A 21,760-nucleotide genomic window follows, 5' to 3' on the forward strand; every position below is an offset into this window, starting at 1 on the left:
ATAGTAGGAAGTCCGACTAATTGTAGAGACAGAGCGGCCCAACTCCCTTAGCTTTGTAGAAGCCGAACGTCTCGCTCGATCAAGCGAATGGCGGTCGTGAGCCGGTGCCCCGTGCAGGCAACCCCTGCGGCCCGACGCTCCCCGCCCCTTCCGGCGCCTTCGATCGTTTTTGATCTCAAGGAGTCGACCATGCCCGAGACGACCCTCCTCCGCCGCCGCGTCCGTCACGCGCCCCGCACGAGCGAGTCCGACCGCAAGAATGCCGCCGCTGCCCTGCAGCGAGCCCTTGACCGCAGGGACAACGGCGGCGAAACCGGTCACTGACCGGCGAGTCACCGACGGAACGAGTCGCTGACGGAACGGGGCACCTACTGAGCGGGGCGCCGACTGGGCTGTGCACCCGCCGAGCGGGGCACCGATCGAGCGGTGCACTCGCCGGCGGTCGCCGGCTCCGCTTCGCCTCGAAGTAGTCGCGCTCGCCGCTCTCGGCGAGCGCGGAGGCCTTCAGCCTCACGTCCGGCCCCGTCTTCGCCTCCACTGCGAGGAAGGAGAAGCCGGTGTACCGGACGCACGACCACTGGACCTTGTCCGGGTCTGGGGGCCGCAGCTTCGTCCAGTGGAACGTCACGATGTGGTCGTGGTCGTTGCCCTCGTAGCCGTCCTTCACCCCCGAGCCCGAAGCCGTACAGGTCCGCACCCGCGCCGCCGGCCGTGACGTACACGGCGATGCCGTCCCGCGTCCGGTCGGTCGTCACCCCGATCGGTACGGGCCTGCCGACCTCGCCGCTCTTGATCGTGTCCGTGCGTTCGTGGACGTGGTTGTGCCCGTTGATCACCAGATCGACCTGGTGCCTGGTGAAGAGCGGGAGCCGCGCGTCCCGGGACTCGTGCTGCTCGACTTCGGAGGAACGGAGTCAACGAAACCGAGGGTGACGGCGTGAGTGACACGCACGTCCGGATGGTGGACATCGAATGTCATCCGCTGGGACGGGGGAGTACGGTGCGGGTATGTCTCGCAGCCTCAATCTCGCAGTGATCCCCGGTGACGGCATCGGTCAGGAGGTCGTGGCCCAGGGCCTCAAGGTCCTCTCGGCCGTCCTTTCTGAGGATGTGAAGCTGGAGACCAAGGAGTACGACCTCGGCGCCAAGCGCTGGCACCGCACCGGGGAGACCCTCCCGGACGCCGAGCTCGACTTCCTCAAGAACCATGACGCGATCCTGCTCGGCGCGATCGGCGACCCGTCCGTGCCGTCGGGCGTGCTGGAGCGCGGGCTGCTGCTCAAGCTCCGTTTCGCCTTCGACCACTACGTGAACCTGCGCCCGTCGAAGCTCTTCCCCAACACCGCGACCCCGCTCGCCGGCCGCCCCGACATCGACTTCGTCGTCGTCCGCGAGGGCACCGAAGGTCCGTACACGGGCAACGGCGGTTCGCTGCGCACCGGTACGCCCGCCGAGGTCGCCACCGAGGTCAGCGTCAACACGGCGTACGGCGTCGAGCGTGTCGTCCGTGACGCGTACGAGCGGGCCAACTCCCGCCCCCGCAAGAAGCTGACGCTGGTTCACAAGAACAACGTCCTCGTCTACGCCGGCCACATGTGGAAGAACATCTTCGACAAGGTCGGCCAGGAGTATCCCGAGGTCACCACCGACTATCTGCACGTCGACGCGGCGACGATCTTCTTCGTCACCCAGCCGGAGCGCTTCGACGTCATCGTCACCGACAACCTCTTCGGCGACATCCTCACCGACCTCGCCGCTGCGGTGACCGGTGGTATCGGCCTGGCCGCATCCGGCAACATCAACCCGACGGGCGAATTCCCGTCCATGTTCGAGCCCGTCCACGGCTCCGCGCCCGACATCGCGGGCCAGGGCAAGGCCGACCCGACGGCCACGATCCTGTCCGTCGCACTCCTCCTGCGTCACCTCGGCCACGAGACCGAGGCCGGCCGCATCGAGGACGCCGTCGCCGCCGACCTGGCGGAGCGGGACGGCACCGCCCGCACCACCGACGAGATCGGCGACGCGCTCGCCGTACGAGTAGCGGGCTGACCCTCCCCCACAGCCCAAAGGCCTGGGGGGACCCCCAGGCTCGAAACCTCGAAGCCGCCGGGTCGCATCAGCGCCCGGCGGCTTCTCCTGTGCGGCCTCCGGGTGCCACCATCAACCATGGGCCGCAATCCACGCTGTTCTGCTCCGGCCCCCACGCACTGCGATAATCGGACGTGGGGCCGCATCATGCGGGGAAGCTCGGAAGTCCTAGTACGGCTGTACGCAGGGCGAGCAGACGTACAGACGTGAGCGCGGTCCGTCACACACAAACGGTGAAGGACACGCAAACATGACGACGCCCACGATCGAGCTCAAGCCCTCCTCGAACCCGCTGTCCGATGCGGAGCGCGAGGCGATCCTGGCCAACCCCGGATTCGGCCGCCACTTCACCGACCACATGGTGACGATCAAGTGGACGGAGGGGCGTGGCTGGCACGATGCCCAGCTCACTCCGTACGCGCCGTTGTCCATGGACCCGGCCAACATGACCCTGCACTACGCGCAGGAGATCTTCGAGGGGCTGAAGGCCTACCGCAGGCCCGACGGCTCGGTCGCCACCTTCCGGCCCGACGCCAACGCCAAGCGCTTCCAGATCTCCGCCCGGCGCCTGGCCATGCCCGAGCTGCCGGTCGAGACGTTCATCGACGCGTGCGACGCGCTGGTGCAGCAGGACAAGGCATGGGTCCCGGCGCACGGCGGTGAGGCCTCGCTCTATCTGCGTCCGTTCATGTTCGCCAACGAGGTCGGCCTCGGTGTCCGGCCGGCCAACGAGTATCTGTTCATCGTCATTGCGTCCCCCGCGGGTCCGTACTTCCCCGGTGGCGTCAAGCCGGTCTCCATCTGGCTCTCCGAGGACCGTGTCCGTGCCGTCCCCGGCGGTATCGGCTTCGCCAAGACCGGCGGCAACTACGCTGCGTCCCTGCTCGCCCAGGCCGAGGCCGCCGCGAAGGGCTGCGACCAGGTCGCCTACCTCGACGCCGTGGAGCACAAGTGGGTCGAGGAGCTGGGCGGCATGAACCTGTACTTCGTGTACGACAACAAGATCGTCACGCCCGAGCTGACCGGCTCGCTCCTCGCCGGCATCACCCGTGACTCGCTGCTCAAGCTCGCCCGCGACCTCGGGTACGAGGCCGAGGAGGGCCGGGTCTCCATCGACCAGTGGAAGCGTGACACCGAGAACGGCACGCTCACCGAGGTCTTCGCCTGCGGTACCGCCGCCGTCATCACCCCCGTCGGTACGGTCAAGTCCGCCGACGGCGAGTGGACGCAGGCGGGCGGCGAGCCGGGCAAGGTCACGATGCAGCTGCGCAAGGCGCTGCTTGACATCCAGACCGGTGCGGCCGAGGACCTGCACGGCTGGATGCACGTGCTGGCCTAGGCCCGGGCCCGCCCCCGGCGCGGCCCTTTGGCCGCCCCAGAGCCCGCATCCGGCGAGGGCCCCCGCGCGCACCGTGCGACGGGGGCCCTCGCCGTGTGTACGGTCAGCGCCCCTGCTTACGCCGGCGCTTGCGCTCGCCGGCCTTGGACGAGCCGTCCGGCCCGACGAAGGCGACCAGGACATCACCGAAGGCGTAGGCCAGGCCCGCGATCCCCCTGACGACCTTGCCCAGTACGAACGCCGCCTCTTCCATCGTTTCTCCCCGTTTTCCCCGATGTGCCGTCAGTCCACGGCAGCCATGATGTTACCGGCCGGTTCACTGCTGGGCGTCGTTCGTGGCCCGGGCGTCAGCCCCGCGTACACCGGACCGCCGACCACGCCCGACAGGATGAAGCTGCAGTCCACGCCGCCCCAGGCCGAGGCCGAAGGAGACCGGCAGCCGGTCGAAGGCGATGACGCCGAGGCGGAGGTTGGAGCCGCGCGGGATCGCCAGGAGGTCACGGGGACCGCTCGTCCGTTCGGCTTCGGGGGTGTCGACTCCGCGCCGTTCCATCGGCATCGGGCTCTCCCTGGTACGTCGTGGCAATTTGAGTGTTGCTCTATGTCAAATGAGTCTTTGGTCGGCGTCGGTTGTTCCCGTGCATGAAAAGGCCGATTAGAGTGTCGTTCAAACATCTGGAGTCGGATTCGGAGATTCCGGTGCGGGTCCACCCACAGGGAGGCGTGGTGACGTGCGACTGACCCCGACCGAGCGCGACCGGCTGCTGCTGTTCGGCGCCGCCGAACTGGCTCGCGCGCGGCGTGCCCGCGGACTCAAGCTCAACGTCCCCGAGGCGACCGCGCTGATCGCGGACACCGTCTGCGAGGCGGCGCGCGACGGCCTCAGGCTCGCCGAGGCCATCGCGGCGGCCCGTGCCGTCCTCGGCCCCGACGACGTCCTGCCGGGCGTCGCCGACATCGTGACGGAGGTCCATGTCGAGGCCGTCTTCGACGACGGGTCCCGGCTGGCGGTCGTCTCGGATCCCATCGGGGGCGGCGGCCTCGGTGAAGTGGCGCCCGGCGCAGTCCTGCCCGGCCCCGCGGACCCCGAGCCGGAGCCCGCGGTGCGGCTGGTCGTACGCAACACCGCGGCCGTCCCCGTCAGCGTCACCTCCCACTTCCACTTCTTCGAGGCCAACCCGCGCCTCGACTTCGACCGGGCGGCGGCCTACGGCATGCGGCTCTGCGTCCCCGCCGGCTCGTCCGTCCGCTTCGACCCGGGTGGCGAGGCCGAGGTCGGTCTCGTACCGATCGGGGGCGCTCGCATCGCCATCGGCTTCGCGGGCCTCGTCGACGGTCCGCTCGATGCTCCGGGCGCCCGGGCGGAGGCCCTGCGCAGGGCGGCCGCCTGCGGCTACCTCGGCGCCTCGGCGGATCCCGGTCGCGCCTACGCCGACACGGGTGGCGCCTCAGCGGGCCCCGGCCAGGCGCCCGCGCCCGGGGGCGCGGGCAGCGATCTCGCGGACCCGGATCAGGTCTCCGGGGACCTCGGTCGGACCGCCACCGAGGCGGAGGAGGACCGGTGAGCGGCATCGACCCGCGGGAGTACGCGAGCGTCCACGGTCCGCGTGCCGGTGACCGCGTCGTACTCGGCGACTCCGGACTCGTCGTGCGCGTCGAGGCCGACTCCCAGAAGCCGGGCGACGAATTCCTCGCGGGCTTCGGCAAGACCGCCCGCGACGGACTTCATCTCAAGGCCTCTGCCGTGCGCGAGACCTGCGACGTCGTCATCAGCAACGTCCTCGTCATCGACGCCGTCCAGGGCATCCGCAAGGTGTCCATCGGTATTCGCGAGGGCCGCATCGCCGGCATCGGACGCGCCGGGAACCCGGACACCCTCGACGGCGTGGACGTCGTCGTCGGCACCGGCACGTCGATCGTCTCCGGCGAGGGCCTCATCGCCACCGCCGGTGCGGTGGACACACACGTCCACCTGCTGTCCCCCCGCATCATGGAAGCCTCCCTCGCATCGGGCGTCACGTCGATCATCGGGCAGGAGTTCGGCCCTGTCTGGGGGGTTGGCGTCAACTCGCCATGGGCCCTGAAGCACGCCTTCAACGCCTTCGATGCCTGGCCCGTCAACATCGGCTTCCTCGCTCGCGGCTCCTCCTCGGGCGACGCCCCCCTGGTCGAGGCGCTCGCCGAGGGCGGCGCGTCCGGCTTCAAGGTCCACGAGGACATGGGCGCGCACACCCGCGCGCTCGACACCGCACTGCGCGTCGCAGAGGAGTACGACGTCCAGGTCGCCCTGCACAGCGACGGCCTCAACGAGTGCCTCTCGGTCGAGGACACCCTCAAGGTCCTCGACGGCCGGACGATCCACGCCTTCCACATCGAGGGCTGCGGCGGCGGACACGTGCCGAACGTGCTCAAGATGGCGGGCGTGCCGAACGTCATCGGCTCCTCGACCAACCCCACCCTGCCCTTCGGCCGGGACGCGGTCGCCGAGCACTACGGGATGATCGTCTCCGTACACGACCTCAAGACCGACCTGCCCGGCGACGCCGCCATGGCCCGCGACCGCATCCGCGCCGGGACGATGGGCGCCGAGGACGTCCTGCACGACCTGGGCGCGATCGGCATCACCTCGTCGGACGCCCAGGGCATGGGCCGCGCGGGCGAGACGGTGCGCCGCACTTTCGCCATGGCCGGGAAGATGAAGGCAGAGCTGGGCCCCATGGAGGGCGACGGTGAGCACGACGACAACGCACGCGTGCTGCGCTACACGGCCAAGCTGACCATCAACCCCGCCATCGCCCACGGCCTCGCGCACGAGATCGGCTCCATCGAGAACGGCAAGCTCGCCGACATCGTGCTGTGGAAACCGCAGTACTTCGGCGCGAAGCCGCAGCTCGTCCTGAAGGCCGGTTTCCCCGCCTACGGAGTCACCGGCGACCCGAACGCCGCCACCGACACCTGCGAGCCGCTGATCCTCGGCCCGCAGATCGGCGCCCACGGCGCGACGCCCGCGGACATCTCCGTGGCCTTCGTGTCCCAGGCCGCTGCCGCCCTCGGCGACGACAGGATGCCCACGCGTCGCCGTCGCGTCGGTGTGCGCGGCACCCGCGGCATCGGCCCCGAGGACCTGCTGCTCAACTCCCGGGTCGGCGACGTCGCCGTCGACACGCACAGTGGACTGGTCACCCTCGACGGTGATCCGATCCGCTCGGACCCGATCGAGTCCATGTCCCTGAACCGCCTCTACTTCCTCTGAGCCCTCCTCCGGGACTTCCCGGGGCTGCCCGGGATTTCGGGACTCCCCGGGATTGCCCGGGACTCCCGGGACCCTGAGCTTCCCCGGCGTGTCCCGAGACCGTCCGAGTTCCCAAGACCGTCCGAGTTCCCGAGACCTTCCGCGTCTTCCCCGAGCACCACACCGTTGAGGACTAGTCATGACGTTCCACATGCCGCCCGAGTGGGCCCCCCACGAGCGCACCTGGATGGCCTGGCCCGGCCCCAACCCGACCTTCACCAACGACGAGGAGCTCGCGGAGGCCCGCGTCGCCTGGGCCGGTGTCGCCCGTGCCGTACGCCGCTTCGAGCCGGTCACCATGGTCGTCGGGCCCGGCCAGGTCGAGGGCGCCCGCGAGCTGCTCGGCGCGGACGTCGACATCGTGGAGCGCGATCTCGACGACGCCTGGATGCGCGACATCGGCCCCACCTTCGTCACCGACGACCGGGGCGGCCTTGCCGCCGTCGACTGGGTCTTCAACGGCTGGGGCGCCCAGGACTGGGCCCGCTGGGAGCACGACTCCAAGATCGCCCGCCATGTCGCGGACATCATGGACGTCCCCGTCCACTCCTCGAACCTCGTCAACGAGGGCGGCGCGATCCACGTGGACGGCGAGGGAACGGTTCTGCTCACCGACACCGTGCAGCTCGGCGCCGGCCGCAACCCCGGGTGGACCCGCGAGCAGGTCGAGGCCGAGATCCACGCCAAGCTCGGCACCACGAAGGCGATCTGGCTGCCGCACGGCCTCACCGGTGACTACGGCATGTACGGCACCCAGGGCCACGTCGACATCGTCGCCGCCTTCGCCGGGCCGGGCGTCGTGGTCGTCCACAGCCAGCAGAACCCGGCACACCCCGACCACGAGCGCTCCCGGACCTACATCGAGATCCTCCGCGGCCGGACCGACGCGCGCGGCCGCGCCCTCCAGGTCGTCGAGGTCCCGGCCCCGACGGTCCTCAAGGACGAGGAGGGCGACTGGGTCGACTACTCGTACATCAACCACTACCTCTGCAACGGCGGCGTGGTGCTGTGCGCGTTCGACGACCCGAACGACGAGATCGCGGCCGGCATCTTCCGCCGCCTCTTCCCGGACCGCACGGTGACGCCGGTCGACGCCCGCACGATCTTCGCAGGCGGGGGCGGTATCCACTGCATCACGCAGCAGCAGCCGAAGATCTGATTCCGCAACGGAAAGCGTTCGAGGCGGCCGCAGGTCGTGTGCCGGCCTGCGGCCATGCCCCTGATCGAGCACGACGGCCGCGACGACGCGCTCCAGATCATGTACGCCGTCCCCGACGACGCCTGGTACCTGGACTCGTACGGCACGTCCCGGTGCCCGGCGCGCTCGGTGAAGCGGACCGCGGGCTCACGGTCCGGATCTTCGTCGGGCACGGTCGCGGTCACCAGGTGGATCTCCCGCGCCGCCTCGTAGAGCGTCATGCGGTGGTTCATGGACCAGGTCGCCGCCGAGATCGAGAACAGCCGCGCCTGGATGGCGCTGGACCCGCCGCTCGTCGAGGTCGTCCGGCAGCTGCGGCAGGTGTTCCAGGGCGATGTGAGCGAGGAGGACTTCCCGCCCCCTGATGGTGGTCCTCTCCGATCTGCTCTCCCGGCGGAACCTGGGCCTCGTCGTCGAGGGCGCCTTCGGTATCGACCGCCACGCGGCGGTCCACGAGGCGGTTTACGCCGCGGCGTCAGCGCAGTCGCCCGGGAAGCCGTCCCGCCGTGCCGTGCGGGCCCTGCGCGAGCGGATGGCCGCGGACGGCTGGACGGTCACCGACGACAGCCGACCCCCATCGGGTACAACGTACGAGTGAACCAACCGTCCCTGGAGGCCGCCGTATGACCCCCGCGGCCCGCCGTCGCAACACCGCCCCGCCCCGCGAGGAACTGCTCGCCGCGTCCATGGCGACGATCGCCGAGCGCGGACTCGAGGGCCTCACCATGGCGGGGCTCGGGCGCGAGGTCGGGATGAGCAGTGGTCACCTGCTCTACTACTTCCGCACCAAGGACGAGCTGCTCCTGCAGACCCTGGAGTGGAGCGAGGGCCGCCTCGGGCTCGAGCGCAGTGCGCTGCTGTCCAAGCCGCTTCCCGTGCGCGAGCGGCTCGAGGCGTACGTCGATCTGTACGTGCCCGACGGCCCTCGCGACCCGCACTGGACGCTGTGGCTGGAGGTCTGGAACCGCTCCCAGAACGCGGACGACGACGCCCGTGCCCGCCAGGCGGCGATCGAGGGCGCCTGGCACCGGGACCTGGTCGCGCTGCTTGCCGAGGGCATCTCGCGCGGTGAGTTCCGCGCCGTCGACCCGGACCGCTTCGCCGCCCGCCTGCGCGCCCTGCTCGACGGCTTCAGCGTGCATGTCGCGGTCGGCATACCCGGCGCTAACCGTGCCCAGGTCCTGGCCCACGTACGGGAGTTCATCGCGGACGCGCTCCTGTAGGCGGCGCCGGTGGTGCGGCGTGCGCACCCGCGCGGGTGCCCTGGCGTGTCCCGGTGCGGAGGGCGTGAAGGGTGGCGGGGGCGTGAAGGGCGCGCGGGGGCGTCAGGGCGTCAGGGCGCCGGTCGCGAAGGAGCGAAGGTGCGAAGGCGTGACGCCACGAGGGTGCGCCGCCGCGAAGGGGCGTGAGCGGCCGCGTCGAGGCCGCCCGCATCGTGAGACCGGTGTCCATGAGGACGCACATATATGGCAGACTGCCACCGTGCTCGCATTCGCCATGATTATCGGCAGCAGCGCGCCGGTCCGCAGTGACCACTGACCGCGGCAGCAACCCCCGCGGCAGTGGCACCGTGCCCCAGACCCGCGCGCAGACCTCTCGCACCCGCGAGGGGTTTTTTCGTTTTATGGCCTCACCCCGGCCAGAGGCGGCAGGCGCGCGAAGATGGGGGCAAGTGGAGCCAGAAGTTCCGGAGCCACTCTTCCGACAGGAGTCACCACCGCCATGACCACGACAGGCAGCAGCCATGACGCCAGGCCTGACGACAGCTTCCACGTCTTCGACACCACGCTGCGCGACGGCGCCCAGCGCGAGGGCATCAACCTGACGGTCGCGGACAAGCTGACCATCGCCCGGCATCTGGACGACTTCGGCGTGGGCTTCATCGAGGGCGGCTGGCCCGGCGCCAACCCGCGGGACACCGAGTTCTTCGCCCGGGCCCGGGACGAGATCCAGTTCCAGCGCGCCCAGCTCGTCGCTTTCGGCGCCACGCGCCGCGCCGGCGGCTCGGCCGCCGAGGACCCGCAGGTCAAGGCGTTGGTCGACTCCGGGGCACCCGTCATCACCCTGGTCGCCAAGTCCCACGACCGTCACGTCGAGCTCGCCCTGCGCACCACGCTGGACGAGAACGTGGCGATGGTCCGCGACACCGTCTCGTACCTGCGGGAGCAGGGCCGCAGGGTCTTCGTCGACTGCGAGCACTTCTTCGACGGTTACAAGGCCAACCCGGAGTACGCGAAGGCCGTCGTCCGCGCGGCCTCCGAAGCGGGCGCCGACGTCGTCATCCTCTGCGACACCAACGGCGGCATGCTCCCCGCCCAGGTCCAGGCCGTCGTCTCCACGGTCCTGGCCGACACCGGAGCCCGCCTCGGCATCCACGCCCAGGACGACACCGGCTGCGCCGTCGCCAACACCCTTGCCGCCGTCGACGCGGGCGCCACCCACGTCCAGTGCACGGCCAACGGCTACGGCGAGCGCGTCGGCAACGCCAACCTCTTCCCGGTCGTCGCCGCGCTGGAGCTGAAGTACGGCAAGAAGGTGCTGCCCGAAGGCGCGCTTCAGGAAATGACCCGGATCTCGCACGCCATCGCCGAGGTCGTCAATCTGACACCCTCCACGCACCAGCCCTATGTGGGTGTTTCCGCGTTCGCCCACAAGGCGGGCCTGCACGCCTCCGCGATCAAGGTCGACCCGGACCTGTACCAGCACATCGACCCCGAGCAGGTCGGCAACACCATGCGGATGCTCGTCTCCGACATGGCGGGCCGCGCCTCGATCGAGCTCAAGGGCAAGGAGCTCGGCATCGACCTCGGCGGCGACCGAGAGCTGGTCGGCCGCGTCGTCGAGCGGGTGAAGGAGCGTGAGCTCAAGGGCTACACGTACGAGGCCGCCGACGCCTCCTTCGAGCTGCTGCTGCGGGAGGAGGCGGAGGGCCGTCCGCGCACCTACTTCCGCACCGAGTCCTGGCGCGCGATCGTCGAGGACCGCCCCGACGGCACCCACGCCAACGAGGCCACCGTCAAGCTGTGGGCCAAGGGCGAGCGCATCGTCGCCACGGCGGAGGGCAACGGGCCGGTCAACGCCCTCGACCGCGCGATGCGGGTGGGCCTGGAGCGGATCTACCCGCAGCTCGCGAAGCTCGAGCTGGTCGACTACAAGGTCCGCATCCTCGAGGGCCGCCACGGCACCGAGTCCACGACCCGCGTCCTGATCACGACCAGCGACGGCGGCGGCGAGTGGTCGACCGTCGGCGTCGCGGAGAACGTGATCGCGGCGTCGTGGCAGGCGCTGGAGGACGCGTACACGTACGGGCTGCTGCGGGCGGGGGTCGAGCCGGCGGAGTAGGCCCGGCACTCAGCACGTGAACGAGGTGAAGTCCTCGAACTCCTCACGGGGCATGGCCTGCCCCGCGGCCCAGACCTCACCCGGCTCGAGCGCTTCAAGATACTTGGCGCGGAACGTCACGGTGCCGTTGCAGGCGTAGTCGTCGTCGGGGTCGCCGAATGTCAGCTCGTACTCGTGTCCGGGCCGCAGCATCTGCGGCCCGGACACCTCGGCCTGCCACTCGGGAGGCGGTGCGAAGAGCGGGAAGTCGACGACCCGGCGCTTGCCCCGCGCGTGCCGTCCGGAACGGTTGGCATCGGTCTCCTCCTCGCCCGCCGGGACGACGTGGAGCGATGGACCGCGAACCACTTCCGCGTCGTCGCAGGGCCTCAGCAGCACCTGAGGCGTGCCGTCCTCGTCCACGTGGACCGCGACGAGGGAGAGCTGCTCAGGAGAGCAGCCGGTGAGCAGGACCGCTCCGGCCGCCGCGCACACGACTCTGGTGATCCGACGCCTCATGGCCTCCACCCCTCGGCTCCGCCCCGTGTTCAGGGCGGAGTGCAGGGCGCCGCCGGGTCACTGGAGGCTCCACTTCTGGTTGCCGGCTCCCGTGCAGGACCAGATCTGGGCTCTCGCCCCGTTCGCCGACGAGTTGTCCGTGACGTCCAGGCACTTGCCGGCCGGAACGTTCACGAGGTCACCCGTCGACGGCTGCCGGCGCCACTGCTGGGCGCCGCTGCCGTTGCAGGCGTAGAGCTGGACCTTCGCGCCGTCCGCCGTCGAGCCCGCCGTCACGTCCAGGCACTTGCCGAGCGCCCGGATCGAACCGTCCGCCGCGACGACCGTCCATCGCTGGGCGTCGGTGCCGTTGCAGTCGTAGAGCTGGACCGGCGTGCCGTCGGCGCTTGCGCCGCCCGCGACGTCGAGGCACTTGCCGGCCAGGCCGACGAGGGACCCGGTGGCGTCCGGGGTGCCGGACGGGGTGCCCTGCCAGGTGAAGGTCGCCGAGCTCCTGCCGGGCAGGGAGTACGTGACGTGCTGATCGCCCCAGTTGACCGTGACCGTCTGTGCGGACGAGGCGTCGTTGTAGGCGATGAGCGCTTTGGAGCCGTCGGGATTGCGCCAGGCCACGTTCGGCACGGCCGAGCTCGCCGACGAGGCGATCCGGTGGGCACCCGGCCGCACGAACTTCGTCAGATGGCCCATCGTGTAGTACTCGATCGTGAAGTCGACCTGGCCGTGCCGCGCGTCCCCGTTGTGGACGGTGACCAGTCCGTCGCACACCCCGCAGCCTCCGTTGTGCGGACCGCGGTTCTGGTCCACGGCCAGCGACCACTTGGTCACCGACTTCGCCCAGTTACGGGTGTAGTCGATGATGTTCATCATGTCCTCGCGCTGCTGGTGGGCGATCCAGGTGCCGCCGGAGTGCTCGGTCTGGAAGGCGTCCAGCTGCGGGTACTGGTTGTGGACATCGGTCTGCTCGGCGACGTTCCCGCCGTAGCCGTGCCAGGCGACCCCGCCGAAGTTGGGGTGGCTGCGGACCGCCGCGTCGTCCACGGTCCGGGCGGCGTACGCGTCGTACGTGTCCCAGTTCCAGTCGTGCGCGAGCACCTTCGTGGGCAGTCCGGCGGCCTGGAGCTTCGGGAGCAGCTCGCTCTTGGTGAAGTACGCGAGCCCCGAGGCGTTCCAGCTCATGGACGGGTAGCCGGAGCAGCACGTCGGCTCGTTCTGCGCGGTCACGTAGTCGACGGGGACGCCCTGGTCGCGCCACGCCTGGAGGTACTTCACGAAGTAGTTCGCATACGTCCCGTAGTGCTCGGCCTTGAGCCAGCCGCCGTTCAGCTGTCCGCTGTCCTTCATCCAGGCCGGGGCGGTCCAGGGCGAGGCCACGAGCGTGAGCGCCGGATTGAGCTGCTCGGCCTGCTTCGTCAGCGGCAGTACGTCCTGAAGATCGTGGGCGATGGAGAACTTCGTGAGGCCCGGGTCCGTCTGCCCGGCCGGCAGATCGTCGTACGTGTAGCCGTAGCGGGCCAGGTCCGAGCCGCCCATCGGGTTGCGGACGAAGGACAGCCCGATGCCCTCGGTGGGCGAGAAGAGCTTGCGCATCGTGTCGTCCCTGGTCGCCTGGGACAGGGCCCCGCTGCCCTTCATCAGCCAGGCGGCGGTGTCCGTGAAGGAGGCGCCGCCGCCGGTGAAGGTCTGGTAGCGCGTGTTCTCGTCGACGGTGACATTGGTGCCGGGGCCGCCGCTGCCCGGCTGGAAGGCGACGGGGGTCTGCGGCTGGAGTCCGCGGGTGACATGGCGGCCGCCGCCGTCGTCGGTGGTGGTCAGCCAGACGGTCATCTGCTCGCCGGCGGCCTGGGCCGGGGTGGCCGTGGTGAGGCCGGTGAGTCCGGCGGCGGCGAGTGCGGAGGTGAGGAGGAAGCCGGAGAGCGCTCTCCGGACGCGTCCGGGGCGTGCGGCAGTTGCCATGGGTGCCATGGGCTGAAGCCCTTCTCGGCAGAGATGCGGGGGACGAGCCGTGAGTGAACTGCTGATGCGAACGTCCGTCAAGACTCTGCGCATTCATGAACTGAACACACAACGGCCGTTTCGGCCAGGCGAGTTGAAGTCTTGATGCAATCCGGCCGGTGGACCGCCACCCGGATCGTCACCCTGCTCCGCTCCTGGCCGGTCGTCGCATGCCCCTCCGGCGCCCTGCATGCCCGGCCCGGCCGGGGCGCTCAGCGGTGGAGCAGGCTGTCCAGCTCGGCGGCGAACAGCTCGGTGGGATCGAAGCCCATACCGGCGAAGTGCCCTGCGAGTTCCAGGGACAGGGTGCCGTGCAGGCGGCTCCAGAAGGTGAGGGCTCGCCGCAGAACCGGGGCCGGGGCGGGGTGGCCGCCGTCCCACTGCCGGTGCTGTTCGAGGTGCGCGTCGAATGCCGTTTCCTCGCTCTCGGCCGACGGTACGGCCGCGCAGGCGTCGAGCAGGGTGGCCATGACCTCGGCGGCGATCGTGGTGACGTCGTCCGGCGCGTGGTAGCCGGGCACGGGCGTGCCGTAGATGAGGAAGTACCGCTGGGGATCCTCGAGCGCCCAGCGGCGCATCGCGTGCGCAAGCCCCGCGAGGTCGGCGCCCTCGGCGGCGGCGGCACGGAAGGTGTCGGCCAGGCTGCGGTAGGCGTCGGTGACGAGTTCGGTGATCAGCTCGTCGCGGCTGCCGAAGTAGCGGTAGAGCGCCGGCCCCGTCATTCCCATCTGCTTGGCGACGGCGTTGAGGGACAACGCGGATGCCCCCGCGTCGGCGATCTGCTTCCAGGCGTGTTCCTTGATCTCGGCCCGCACCTGTGCCCGGTACCGGTCCCGTGGGGACTCCGCGTTCCGTGCCACGCTCACCACCCTCTCCGCGTCACTTCGTTAGAAGCTATCACTCACGATACATCCTCTAAAAAACATTCCGGCACCTGCTTGACGGAGCGGGGCGTCGCCGTGCAGGCTGATTACAGCTTCTAACAGTCGTGACTATCTCTAACGGGAGGTTTGTGGTGAGTGCAACAGAGCGCATCGAGGTGGTTCTGCCGGGCAAGGTCGAGCCCGAGGGGCTGGAGTTCCGCCGCGGCCCGGTCCCCGTCCCCGGCGAGGGTCAGGTCGTCGTCCGCATGGAGGCGACCGGAGTGTCCTTCGCCGAGCAGCAGATGCGACGAGGCCGCTATTACGACCAGCCGCCCTTCCCCTTCGTCCCCGGCTACGACCTGGTCGGCACCGTCCACGCGACCGGCGCCGGCGTCGGGAACGGCCTGGTCGGCAAGCGGGTGGCGGCACTGACGAAGACCGGCGGCTGGGCCAGCCATGTGCTGCTCGACGCGGCGGACGTGGTCGAGGTCCCCGAGGGCGTCGGCGCCGCCGAGGCGGAAACCGCCGTGGTCAACGGCATCACCGCCTGGCAGATGCTGCACCGCAAGGCCCGCATCCGATCCGGCCGGACGATCCTGGTCCACGGCGCCAACGGCGGAGTGGGCTCAATGCTCGTGGGACTCGCCCTCGCCGCCGGGGTGCGGGTCATCGGCACTGCCTCCGCCCGCCACCATGACACTCTGCGCGCTCTGGGCGTGACCCCCATCGACTACCGCACCGAGAGCATCCCCGCCCGGGTGCGAGAACTCGCGCCCAACGGTGTGGACGCGGTCTTCGACCACGTGGGCGGCCGCAGCCTCACCGACTCCTGGGGTCTCCTCGCCCCCGGCGGCACCCTCGTCTCGTACGGCAGCGCCGCCACCCGGGACGACACCGGCTCGAAGCAGTGGCCCGTGCTGAAGCTCCTGGGCCGAGTGTGGATGTGGAACGCCCTGCCCAACGGTCGCAGCGCCTATTTCTTCAACGTCTGGGCGGGCAAGGCCTTCTCCGAGCGCCGCTTCCGCGCCCGTCTGCGGGCCGACCTCACCGAGGTCTTCACGGCCCTGCAGCGCGGCGACATCAGCGCGGCAGTCGCAGCCGAGCTGCCCCTGGCCCAGGTCGCCGAAGCCCTGCGCCTGGCCGAATCCGGCACGGTCAGCGGAAAGGTCGTCCTGGTCCCGTAGTCGCGCCCCGACCGCCCCGTGGAACCCCATCGCCTGCCCGCTCACGGCACACCCACAGGAGAGTCCATGATCGCCACACTGCTCGCAAAGGCCGCAGCCGTACCCGCCGCACTCCGCCTCCCCGGCAGCGGCCCACCACCCGATCGGCATCGACACCAGTGCCCCCGTGATCACCCGCGACGACATCGTCATTCACGCGCCCCTGAGCCGGATCTGGAAGATCCAGACCGACGTCGAAGCCTGGCCCACCTGGCAGCCCGACGTCACCGAGGTGACCAAGGAGACCCGTGGCCCCCTGCGGGAGGGCTCCGTCTTCCGCTGGTCCGTCCACGGCCTCCAGGGCATCACCTCAACGGTCGAGCAGGCCTGGCCCGAACGCCGCATCGTGTGGGGCGGCCCGGCCCAGGGCATCACCGCCGTCCACGTGTGGACCTTCCACAGTGAACACGACGGAGTCCACGTCCGCACGGGAGGAGTCATGGTCGGGCGATCCGGTCGAGGTGAACACCCCTGCTCTGCAGAAGGCCTTGGACGCGTCACTGTCCGACTGGCTTCGCAACCTCAAGGCGAAGGCCGAGGAGGGCTGAAGCCGCAGGCGCCCTGCCGGATCCGACCGGAGGCGTGGCGATCAGCCGCTCATCAGGAACTATGTCCTTATTTGTCACCCTCGGGTAGCTTCGTGATATGAGGACTAGGCCGTTCACGTGGTTGTCGGCCCTTGCCGGGCTGGCGCTCTTCCTGCTGTTGGCCCTGGCCCCTGGCGTGACCGCCAAGGCCACGGGTATCTCCGACGCGGCCGAGGCCCTGAAACAAGGGCCCGTCTACGTCGACCCGGGCGCGCGGTCCCAGCTCTCCGAAGCGGATGAGAAGGCCCTCGCGCAGAAGATCGAGGACGCGGACAAGCCCGTATTCATCGCCGTACTCCCCGAGAGCGCGGCCTTCCCCGCGGACAGCGTCCTGCGTGACCTGCGCACCGCGACGGGGATCACCGGGCTGTACGGAATCCGTCTCGGCGACCGCTTCGACGCGGGCGCGGACCGTGCCGTGATGCCGGCCAACGCCGTGCAGAACGTCGTGGCCGGGGTGGACACCCCTGGCACCGACGCCGCCACCCAGCTCAACAACTTCGTCGACCAGGCCCTGCCGACCGTCAACGGCACCGCTCCGGCCGGCTGGAGCTCCGGCTCCGACACCGGCGGCGCCAACACCGGCTCGCTGATCGCGCTCGCCACGGTCCTGACCGCGGGCGGCGCGGGCGCGTACGCCGTCGTCCGCCGCAACCGCCGCAAGCGCGCCGAGGAGGAGGGGGCCGCACTCGACAAGCTCCGCGTCGTCGTGGACGAGGACATCACCGCGTACGGGGAGGAACTCGACCGGCTCGACTTCCACCCGTCCGAGCGCGGCGCCGACGACGCGATGCGCGCCGACTACGAGCGCGCCCTCGACTCGTACGACAACGCCAAGTCCGCCATGGCCTCGGCCCAGCACCCGCACGACGTCCGTCCGGTCACCGAGGCCTTGGAGGAGGGCCGCTTCTCGCTCGCGGTCCTCGCCGCCCGTCGCGAGGGCACCCCGCTCCCGGAGCGCCGCGCCCCCTGCTTCTTCGACCCGGCCCACGGCCCCTCCACCACCGACACGACCTGGACGCCCATGGGCGGCTCCGCCCGCGAGGTCCCGGTCTGCGCGGCCGACGCCGCCCGTCTCGCGGACGGCAAGGACCCCCTCGTCCGCCAGGTCGAAACCGATTCCGGCCCCCGCCCCTACTGGGAGGCCGGCCCCGCCTACGGCCCATGGGCCGGCGGCTACTTCGGCGGCGGCCTCCTGCCGGGCCTCCTGGTGGGCACGCTGCTCGGCAGTGCCCTCTCGACCCCGGCCTACGCGGCCGAATACGGCGGCGGCGACTTCGGAGGCGGCGACTTCTCCGGTGGGGACTTCAACGCCTCGGACTTCGGCGGCGGCTTCGGGGGTGGCGACTGGGGTGGCGGCGGTGGCTTCGACGCAGGAGGAGGCTTCTGATGCGTACCAAGAAGTGGAACCTCGAGATCGTCATCACGGAGAGCGACCGCACGACCGTCGCCGAGGCCCGGCTCCGCGGCCAGAACGCCGAACTGATCGTCGGCGAGGGCACGGCCCACCGCAACCGCGCCGACCCGGACATGCCTCACATCGGCGACGACCTCGCGGTCGCGCGGGCCCTGAGCGGTGTGAGCCACGAGCTGCTCCACGAGGCGGCGTCGGAGATCGAGACCCGGACGGGGGAGCGGGTGGGGCGGCTGCGCGCGTCGTAGCCCCGGGCTTCGTCTCCGGGCTGGGCCTCGATCGGGCGACCGGCGAACGGCCACCGCCCGGCGAGGCGCCGTCAGCCCTGCGCGTGGGCTCAGCGACCATGCCACGGGTGGATCTCGTCGGAGTGCGGCACATACTTCGGGCTGTGGAGCTACGAGCGGAACTGCTGCCTCCGCCTGTGAGTTGCCAGCGGCTCGACGAGTTGAGCGCCGAGATCGATCGGATCGCCGACCTGGGCGGCGACCGTTCGGAGGACGCGGAGGAGGCGATCCGGGCTTTCCACGCGATGACCGGCTATGACTGTGCGGCCCTCGACTTCGCCGAGTACGAAGCGAGCAGGAGTCCGGAGGAGTTCGCCAGGGAGGCGGTCCGGTCGGCACACCCTGTGCGGCGGACATCACGAGGGACGAGTTCGTCGAAGTCGTGCGCAGAGTCCTGGCGGCCGGCTCCGAGAGCGACTGCTACCTGCTGCTCCTCAACGCGAACGTGTCGCATCCGCGGGTCGGTGACCTGATCTGCCACCCCTCGGACGACTTCCAGGACGCGTCTGTGGAGGAGATCGTCGACGAGGCCTTGAAGTACCGGCCGATCCTGCTCTGAGCCGCGAGGCCGGGTGAGCGCCTCGGCGTCTCCTCCGGGGCACGTTCAGCGGTGCCCGACGATGTTCACCACGCGGCCGTTCGGGTCGCGCACGAAGCGCCGCACGGCCCATTCCTCGTCCTGGAGCGGATGCACGATCTCGGCGCCGTGGGCGGTCATGGCCGCGTAGGCCGCATCGACGTCGTCCACCTCGAGACTCATGTCCGGGACGACGGGCGTGGTCTTGCCGCCGGTGGAGAACGTGATCCGGGCGGTGGGGTTGTCGGGCGAGGCGAGGGCCACGACCCAGCCGTGGTTCATGACCTCCTCGAAGCCGAGGAGGCCGTAGAACGCGCGGCTCTCGTCCATCGCCGGCCAGGGGATGTCCGGGACGACGCGACGAACGGACATCAGCGCACGGAGACGAAGGCGGCCCAGGTGGCGGGGGAGACCGTGAGGACGGGGCCGTCGGGGGTCTTGGAGTCGCGGATGTGGACGGCGGAGGAGTTGGCCGCGACCTCGACGCAGTCGCCACCTTCACTGCCGCTGTAGCTGGACTTGAACCAGTTGAGGTCTGCTGCGTGGGTCATGTCTCTCCTAGCAGGGTGTCCAGCAGGCGCATGCTCTCCTTGGGGGAGAGGGCCTGGGAACGCAGCATCCCATACTTCTGTTGGTAGGCACTGACCTCGTCCGGATCATCGACGAGGAAGCTGATTCGCTGTGCCTCGATGTAGGCGAGATGGTCGTGGTCGGGGGTCTCCAGCAGCACCATCGGGCCGTCGAGACCCGCGTGGACGTCCCGGTCCGTCGGCATGATCTGCAGCCCGAGGAAGGGGAGTTCGGCGCAGCGGCGCAGGTGCTCGTTCTGCAGGCGAAGGACATCTCGCCCTCCGATGGGGCGGTGAAGAATGGACTCCTCCAGCAGGAAGTTCACCATCGGCCGGGGCTTGCGCTGGAACAGCTTTTGGCGGTCAAGCCGGGCCTGGACCCACTCCTCCAACTGGTCCTCGTCCAAGGGTGGGTAGAGGCTGGTGAAGACAGCCCGCGCGTACTCCTCGGTCTGCAGGAGGCCCGGAACGACCTGTGCCTGGTACGAAAGGCAGGTCAGCGCTTCCTGCTCGTGCTCCACGAAGTCCTGTGCGAACGCCGGGAATCGCTCACGCTCCGGCACCTTGTCCACGGCGATCTGCAAGGCCCTCTTGGTGTCGAGCAGCTCGTCGAGGGCGATCGCCAGGTCCAGCTTCAGCGGTCTGCGGCCCTGTTCGATCGACGCGATCGTGTCCTCGCCCACGCAGAACTGCGTGGCCAGCGCCGCCTGGGTCATCCGTGCCTCCTTGCGGAAGCCGGCGAGCTGGGCGCCGATCACGTGCCAGGACGTGATCCTCTTGTTGCGTTGTGCTGGGTGCATGGAGCTGCCCCTCCCCGTCACAAGTCGTTTGCGACCCGTCACGAGCCGTACAAATCAGCTGTACGGCCTGACGCACTGATCAACGATAGTGACGTGCTGTGACAGTGCGTGCATGAACGACGAAACCCAACTCCCTCTCCTCCGCGAGGCGTTCTACCGGCGCGAACGCCGATCCGTACCTGCGGCCCGGGAGTTCGCCGCACGGGCGCTCGCCGACTGGGGCGTGGCCGGGCGTGCCGATGACGTACTGCTCTGCGTGAGCGAGCTGGCGACCAATGCGCTGGTGCACGGGGTGCCGCCCGGGCGCGGGTTCCGGCTGCACCTGTGGCTGGGCGACGTGTTGCGCGTGGAGGTGCACGACAGCGGCGGCGGAGAGGTCCGGGAGCCCATGCCTGACGCCGACGCCGACGCCGACGCCGACGCAAGCGCCGCCGCCGAGGGCGGGCGTGGGCTGCTGCTCGTCGGGGCTCTCGCCGACAAGTGGGGGGTGGGGGAGCGGAACCCCGGGAAGATCGTGTGGTGCGAGTTCGCGGACCCGACGGACCTCGTAGCTCAGGCGTAGCGGTCGAAGAGGGCCTGGATGCAGTCCTCCGACCGCTCCGCGAGCAGAGCCGGGGTCAGGCCGACGCGGCCCGGCTCGCGCCATGGGACGGCGACCTTTTCCGCGTCCGGGGCGAAGGCGAGGGCGTCGAGCAGGCGCCAGTGCAGATGGGCACCGCGGGACTCGGTGAGGCTGCCGCCCGCCGTGACGCAGCGGTCGGCGAAGCGCAGGCTTGTGCGTGCCGCGGAAAGCCTTCCACCTCGACGGGACCCGGTACAGGGAGGAAAGGCCCAAGGGGGCGAGGCCCCGAGGCCGCGAAGAGCCCGAGCGCCCGCCACTCCCACCGGGGGTGGGTGGAGTGACGGGCGCGCTCTGGACCGCGCACCCTACGGGGTGCGCGGGGACCTCGTGATCAGGCCGCGGCCTTGATGGCCGAGATGTCGAAGTTCAGCTTCACCTTGTCGCTGACCATCACACCGCCGGTCTCCAGCGCCGCGTTCCACGTCAGGCCCCACTCGGACCGCAGGATCTCCGCGGTGCCCTCGAAGCCCACGCGCTCGTTGCCGTAGGGGTCCGTCGCCTTGCCGTTGAACTCCAGGTCGATGGAGAGCGGGCGGGTGACGTCCTTGATGGTGAGGTCACCGCTGATGCGGTACTTGTCGCCGCCGAGCTGCTCGGCCCGGGTGGAGCGGAAGGACATGAGCGGGAACTGCTCGACGTCGAAGAAGTCGGCGCTGCGCAGGTGGCCGTCGCGGTCGGCGATGCCCGTGTCGATGCTGGCGATCTTGACGTCGATGACTGCGTTGGAGGCGGCCGGGTTCGAGCCGTCGAGCCGCAGCGAGCCCTCGTGGTCGCTGAAGGAGCCACGGACGTTGGTGACCATGGCGTGACGGACGGTGAAACCGATGCTGCTGTGGGCCGGGTCGATGGTGTAATCGCCGGTCAGAGCGGCGAGTGCCGGCTCCACCTTGCTCGGGGCGGCGGTGGTGGCGGTCTCGTTCTTGCGGTTGAACAGGCCCATGACTACTCCTCGGGAATGCTTGTGGACGGGCGGGGAGTGACCTTCCCGGCCACTCGTTGAATCTTCAACGAGGAGCACCGTATCCGCATTCCCTTAAAGTTTCAACATCTTCCGACGGTACCCCGAGAA

At 70.1% G+C, this 21,760-nt stretch carries 25 protein-coding genes and 2 pseudogenes; 16 read left to right on the forward strand and 11 right to left on the reverse strand.

The window, feature by feature from the left end:
• Positions 1-189 precede the first annotated feature (189 nt).
• Positions 190-324 (forward strand): hypothetical protein, encoded by a 135-nt coding sequence (locus tag ABT078_RS03620; RefSeq protein ID WP_351223381.1) that lies wholly within the window; start codon positions 190-192, stop codon positions 322-324.
• 121 nt (positions 325-445) lie between these two features.
• Here the strand turns inward: ABT078_RS03620 and ABT078_RS03625 are convergent.
• Positions 446-881, reverse strand: a pseudogene (locus ABT078_RS03625) (phosphoesterase); the annotation flags it as partial.
• A gap of 127 nt (positions 882-1,008) precedes the next feature.
• On the opposite strand from ABT078_RS03625, the gene ABT078_RS03630 reads away from it, so the two are divergent.
• Both ABT078_RS03630 and ABT078_RS03635 read left to right on the forward strand, forming a co-directional pair.
• On the forward strand, positions 1,009-2,049 hold the full coding sequence (locus ABT078_RS03630; protein ID WP_351223383.1) for a 3-isopropylmalate dehydrogenase: 1,041 nt from the start codon (positions 1,009-1,011) through the stop codon (positions 2,047-2,049).
• A 289-nt stretch (positions 2,050-2,338) separates the two neighbouring features.
• Positions 2,339-3,427 (forward strand): branched-chain amino acid aminotransferase, encoded by a 1,089-nt coding sequence (locus ABT078_RS03635; RefSeq protein ID WP_351223385.1) that lies wholly within the window; start codon positions 2,339-2,341, stop codon positions 3,425-3,427.
• A 103-nt stretch (positions 3,428-3,530) separates the two neighbouring features.
• Here the strand turns inward: ABT078_RS03635 and ABT078_RS03640 are convergent, their stop codons facing one another.
• Both ABT078_RS03640 and ABT078_RS03645 read right to left on the reverse strand, forming a co-directional pair.
• Positions 3,531-3,680 (reverse strand): hypothetical protein, encoded by a 150-nt coding sequence (locus ABT078_RS03640; protein WP_351223387.1) that lies wholly within the window; start codon positions 3,678-3,680, stop codon positions 3,531-3,533.
• A 159-nt stretch (positions 3,681-3,839) separates the two neighbouring features.
• A pseudogene (locus ABT078_RS03645) lies at positions 3,840-3,986 on the reverse strand (cytosine permease); the annotation flags it as partial.
• A gap of 172 nt (positions 3,987-4,158) precedes the next feature.
• Between ABT078_RS03645 and ureA the strand changes: the two are divergent.
• The 7 genes from ureA to cimA all read left to right on the forward strand — a co-directional run bounded on the left by ureA (position 4,159) and on the right by cimA (position 11,259).
• Complete coding sequence (ureA, locus tag ABT078_RS03650) at positions 4,159-4,992, forward strand: urease subunit gamma (RefSeq protein ID WP_351223388.1); 834 nt, start codon at positions 4,159-4,161, stop codon at positions 4,990-4,992.
• A gap of 5 nt (positions 4,993-4,997) precedes the next feature.
• Positions 4,998-6,680, forward strand: coding sequence for an urease subunit alpha (locus ABT078_RS03655; protein WP_351223743.1), 1,683 nt, complete (start codon positions 4,998-5,000; stop codon positions 6,678-6,680).
• A gap of 178 nt (positions 6,681-6,858) precedes the next feature.
• Entirely contained in the window at positions 6,859-7,878 is a 1,020-nt protein-coding gene (locus tag ABT078_RS03660; RefSeq protein ID WP_351223390.1) for an agmatine deiminase family protein, read from the forward strand.
• Between the two features lie 54 nt (positions 7,879-7,932).
• Positions 7,933-8,130: a hypothetical protein gene (locus tag ABT078_RS03665; RefSeq protein WP_351223392.1), complete on the forward strand. Its 198-nt coding sequence runs from the start codon at positions 7,933-7,935 to the stop codon at positions 8,128-8,130.
• Between the two features lie 151 nt (positions 8,131-8,281).
• Positions 8,282-8,515 carry a hypothetical protein gene (locus ABT078_RS03670; protein WP_351223394.1) on the forward strand — a complete coding sequence of 78 codons (234 nt, stop codon included), beginning with the start codon at positions 8,282-8,284 and terminating at the stop codon, positions 8,513-8,515.
• Between the two features lie 25 nt (positions 8,516-8,540).
• Complete coding sequence (locus ABT078_RS03675; protein WP_351223396.1) at positions 8,541-9,140, forward strand: TetR/AcrR family transcriptional regulator; 600 nt, start codon at positions 8,541-8,543, stop codon at positions 9,138-9,140.
• Between the two features lie 499 nt (positions 9,141-9,639).
• Positions 9,640-11,259, forward strand: coding sequence for a citramalate synthase (cimA, locus tag ABT078_RS03680; RefSeq protein WP_351223398.1), 1,620 nt, complete (start codon positions 9,640-9,642; stop codon positions 11,257-11,259).
• 9 nt (positions 11,260-11,268) lie between these two features.
• Here cimA and ABT078_RS03685 read toward each other — a convergent pair whose 3' ends face one another.
• From ABT078_RS03685 to ABT078_RS03695, 3 genes are all read right to left on the reverse strand, one after another.
• The gene (locus ABT078_RS03685; protein WP_351223400.1) at positions 11,269-11,757 is read right to left on the reverse strand and encodes a hypothetical protein; all 489 of its coding nucleotides are present in this window, start codon (positions 11,755-11,757) and stop codon (positions 11,269-11,271) included.
• Positions 11,758-11,814: 57 nt separating this feature from the next.
• Complete coding sequence (locus ABT078_RS03690) at positions 11,815-13,710, reverse strand: lectin (RefSeq protein WP_351223402.1); 1,896 nt, start codon at positions 13,708-13,710, stop codon at positions 11,815-11,817.
• A gap of 251 nt (positions 13,711-13,961) precedes the next feature.
• Complete coding sequence (locus ABT078_RS03695; RefSeq protein WP_502981152.1) at positions 13,962-14,609, reverse strand: TetR/AcrR family transcriptional regulator; 648 nt, start codon at positions 14,607-14,609, stop codon at positions 13,962-13,964.
• Positions 14,610-14,764: 155 nt separating this feature from the next.
• Here ABT078_RS03695 and ABT078_RS03700 point away from each other — a divergent pair, with 155 nt between their 5' ends.
• From ABT078_RS03700 to ABT078_RS03720, 5 genes are all read left to right on the forward strand, one after another.
• Entirely contained in the window at positions 14,765-15,796 is a 1,032-nt protein-coding gene (locus ABT078_RS03700) for a medium chain dehydrogenase/reductase family protein (RefSeq protein ID WP_351223406.1), read from the forward strand.
• Positions 15,797-15,962: 166 nt separating this feature from the next.
• On the forward strand, positions 15,963-16,484 hold the full coding sequence (locus ABT078_RS03705; protein WP_351223408.1) for an SRPBCC family protein: 522 nt from the start codon (positions 15,963-15,965) through the stop codon (positions 16,482-16,484).
• Positions 16,481-17,812: a hypothetical protein gene (locus ABT078_RS03710; RefSeq protein WP_351223410.1), complete on the forward strand. Its 1,332-nt coding sequence runs from the start codon at positions 16,481-16,483 to the stop codon at positions 17,810-17,812. The genes ABT078_RS03705 and ABT078_RS03710 overlap by 4 nt, the downstream gene beginning before the upstream one ends.
• Positions 17,812-18,084, forward strand: a complete 273-nt coding sequence (locus tag ABT078_RS03715) for a dsRBD fold-containing protein (protein WP_351223412.1) — start codon at positions 17,812-17,814, stop codon at positions 18,082-18,084. The genes ABT078_RS03710 and ABT078_RS03715 overlap by 1 nt, the downstream gene beginning before the upstream one ends.
• Before the next feature lie 421 nt (positions 18,085-18,505).
• On the forward strand, positions 18,506-18,682 hold the full coding sequence (locus ABT078_RS03720; RefSeq protein ID WP_351223414.1) for a bacteriocin immunity protein: 177 nt from the start codon (positions 18,506-18,508) through the stop codon (positions 18,680-18,682).
• A gap of 45 nt (positions 18,683-18,727) precedes the next feature.
• On the opposite strand, the gene ABT078_RS03725 is transcribed toward ABT078_RS03720, so the two are convergent.
• From ABT078_RS03725 to ABT078_RS03735, 3 genes are read right to left on the reverse strand one after another with little or no spacing between them, the layout of a single operon-like run.
• Complete coding sequence (locus tag ABT078_RS03725) at positions 18,728-19,072, reverse strand: VOC family protein (protein ID WP_351223416.1); 345 nt, start codon at positions 19,070-19,072, stop codon at positions 18,728-18,730.
• Positions 19,072-19,251: a DUF397 domain-containing protein gene (locus tag ABT078_RS03730; RefSeq protein WP_351223418.1), complete on the reverse strand. Its 180-nt coding sequence runs from the start codon at positions 19,249-19,251 to the stop codon at positions 19,072-19,074. The genes ABT078_RS03725 and ABT078_RS03730 overlap by 1 nt, the downstream gene beginning before the upstream one ends.
• Positions 19,248-20,069, reverse strand: a complete 822-nt coding sequence (locus tag ABT078_RS03735; protein WP_351223420.1) for a helix-turn-helix domain-containing protein — start codon at positions 20,067-20,069, stop codon at positions 19,248-19,250. Before ABT078_RS03735 ends, ABT078_RS03730 begins: the two co-directional genes overlap by 4 nt.
• Positions 20,070-20,181: 112 nt before the next feature.
• On the opposite strand from ABT078_RS03735, the gene ABT078_RS03740 reads away from it, so the two are divergent.
• Entirely contained in the window at positions 20,182-20,631 is a 450-nt protein-coding gene (locus ABT078_RS03740) for an ATP-binding protein (protein WP_351223422.1), read from the forward strand.
• On the opposite strand, the gene ABT078_RS03745 is transcribed toward ABT078_RS03740, so the two are convergent.
• Both ABT078_RS03745 and ABT078_RS03750 read right to left on the reverse strand, forming a co-directional pair.
• A complete protein-coding gene (locus ABT078_RS03745; protein ID WP_502981153.1) occupies positions 20,622-20,954 on the reverse strand; it encodes an aminoglycoside phosphotransferase in 333 nt (110 codons plus the stop codon). The two genes, ABT078_RS03740 and ABT078_RS03745, sit on opposite strands and share 10 nt — an antisense overlap.
• Before the next feature lie 68 nt (positions 20,955-21,022).
• Entirely contained in the window at positions 21,023-21,631 is a 609-nt protein-coding gene (locus ABT078_RS03750) for a YceI family protein (protein ID WP_351223424.1), read from the reverse strand.
• Between the last annotated feature and the right edge of the window lie 129 nt (positions 21,632-21,760).

Origin of the sequence: Streptomyces sp. NPDC002133 (genome assembly GCF_040296405.1) — a bacterium.
GTDB lineage: Bacteria > Actinomycetota > Actinomycetes > Streptomycetales > Streptomycetaceae > Streptomyces.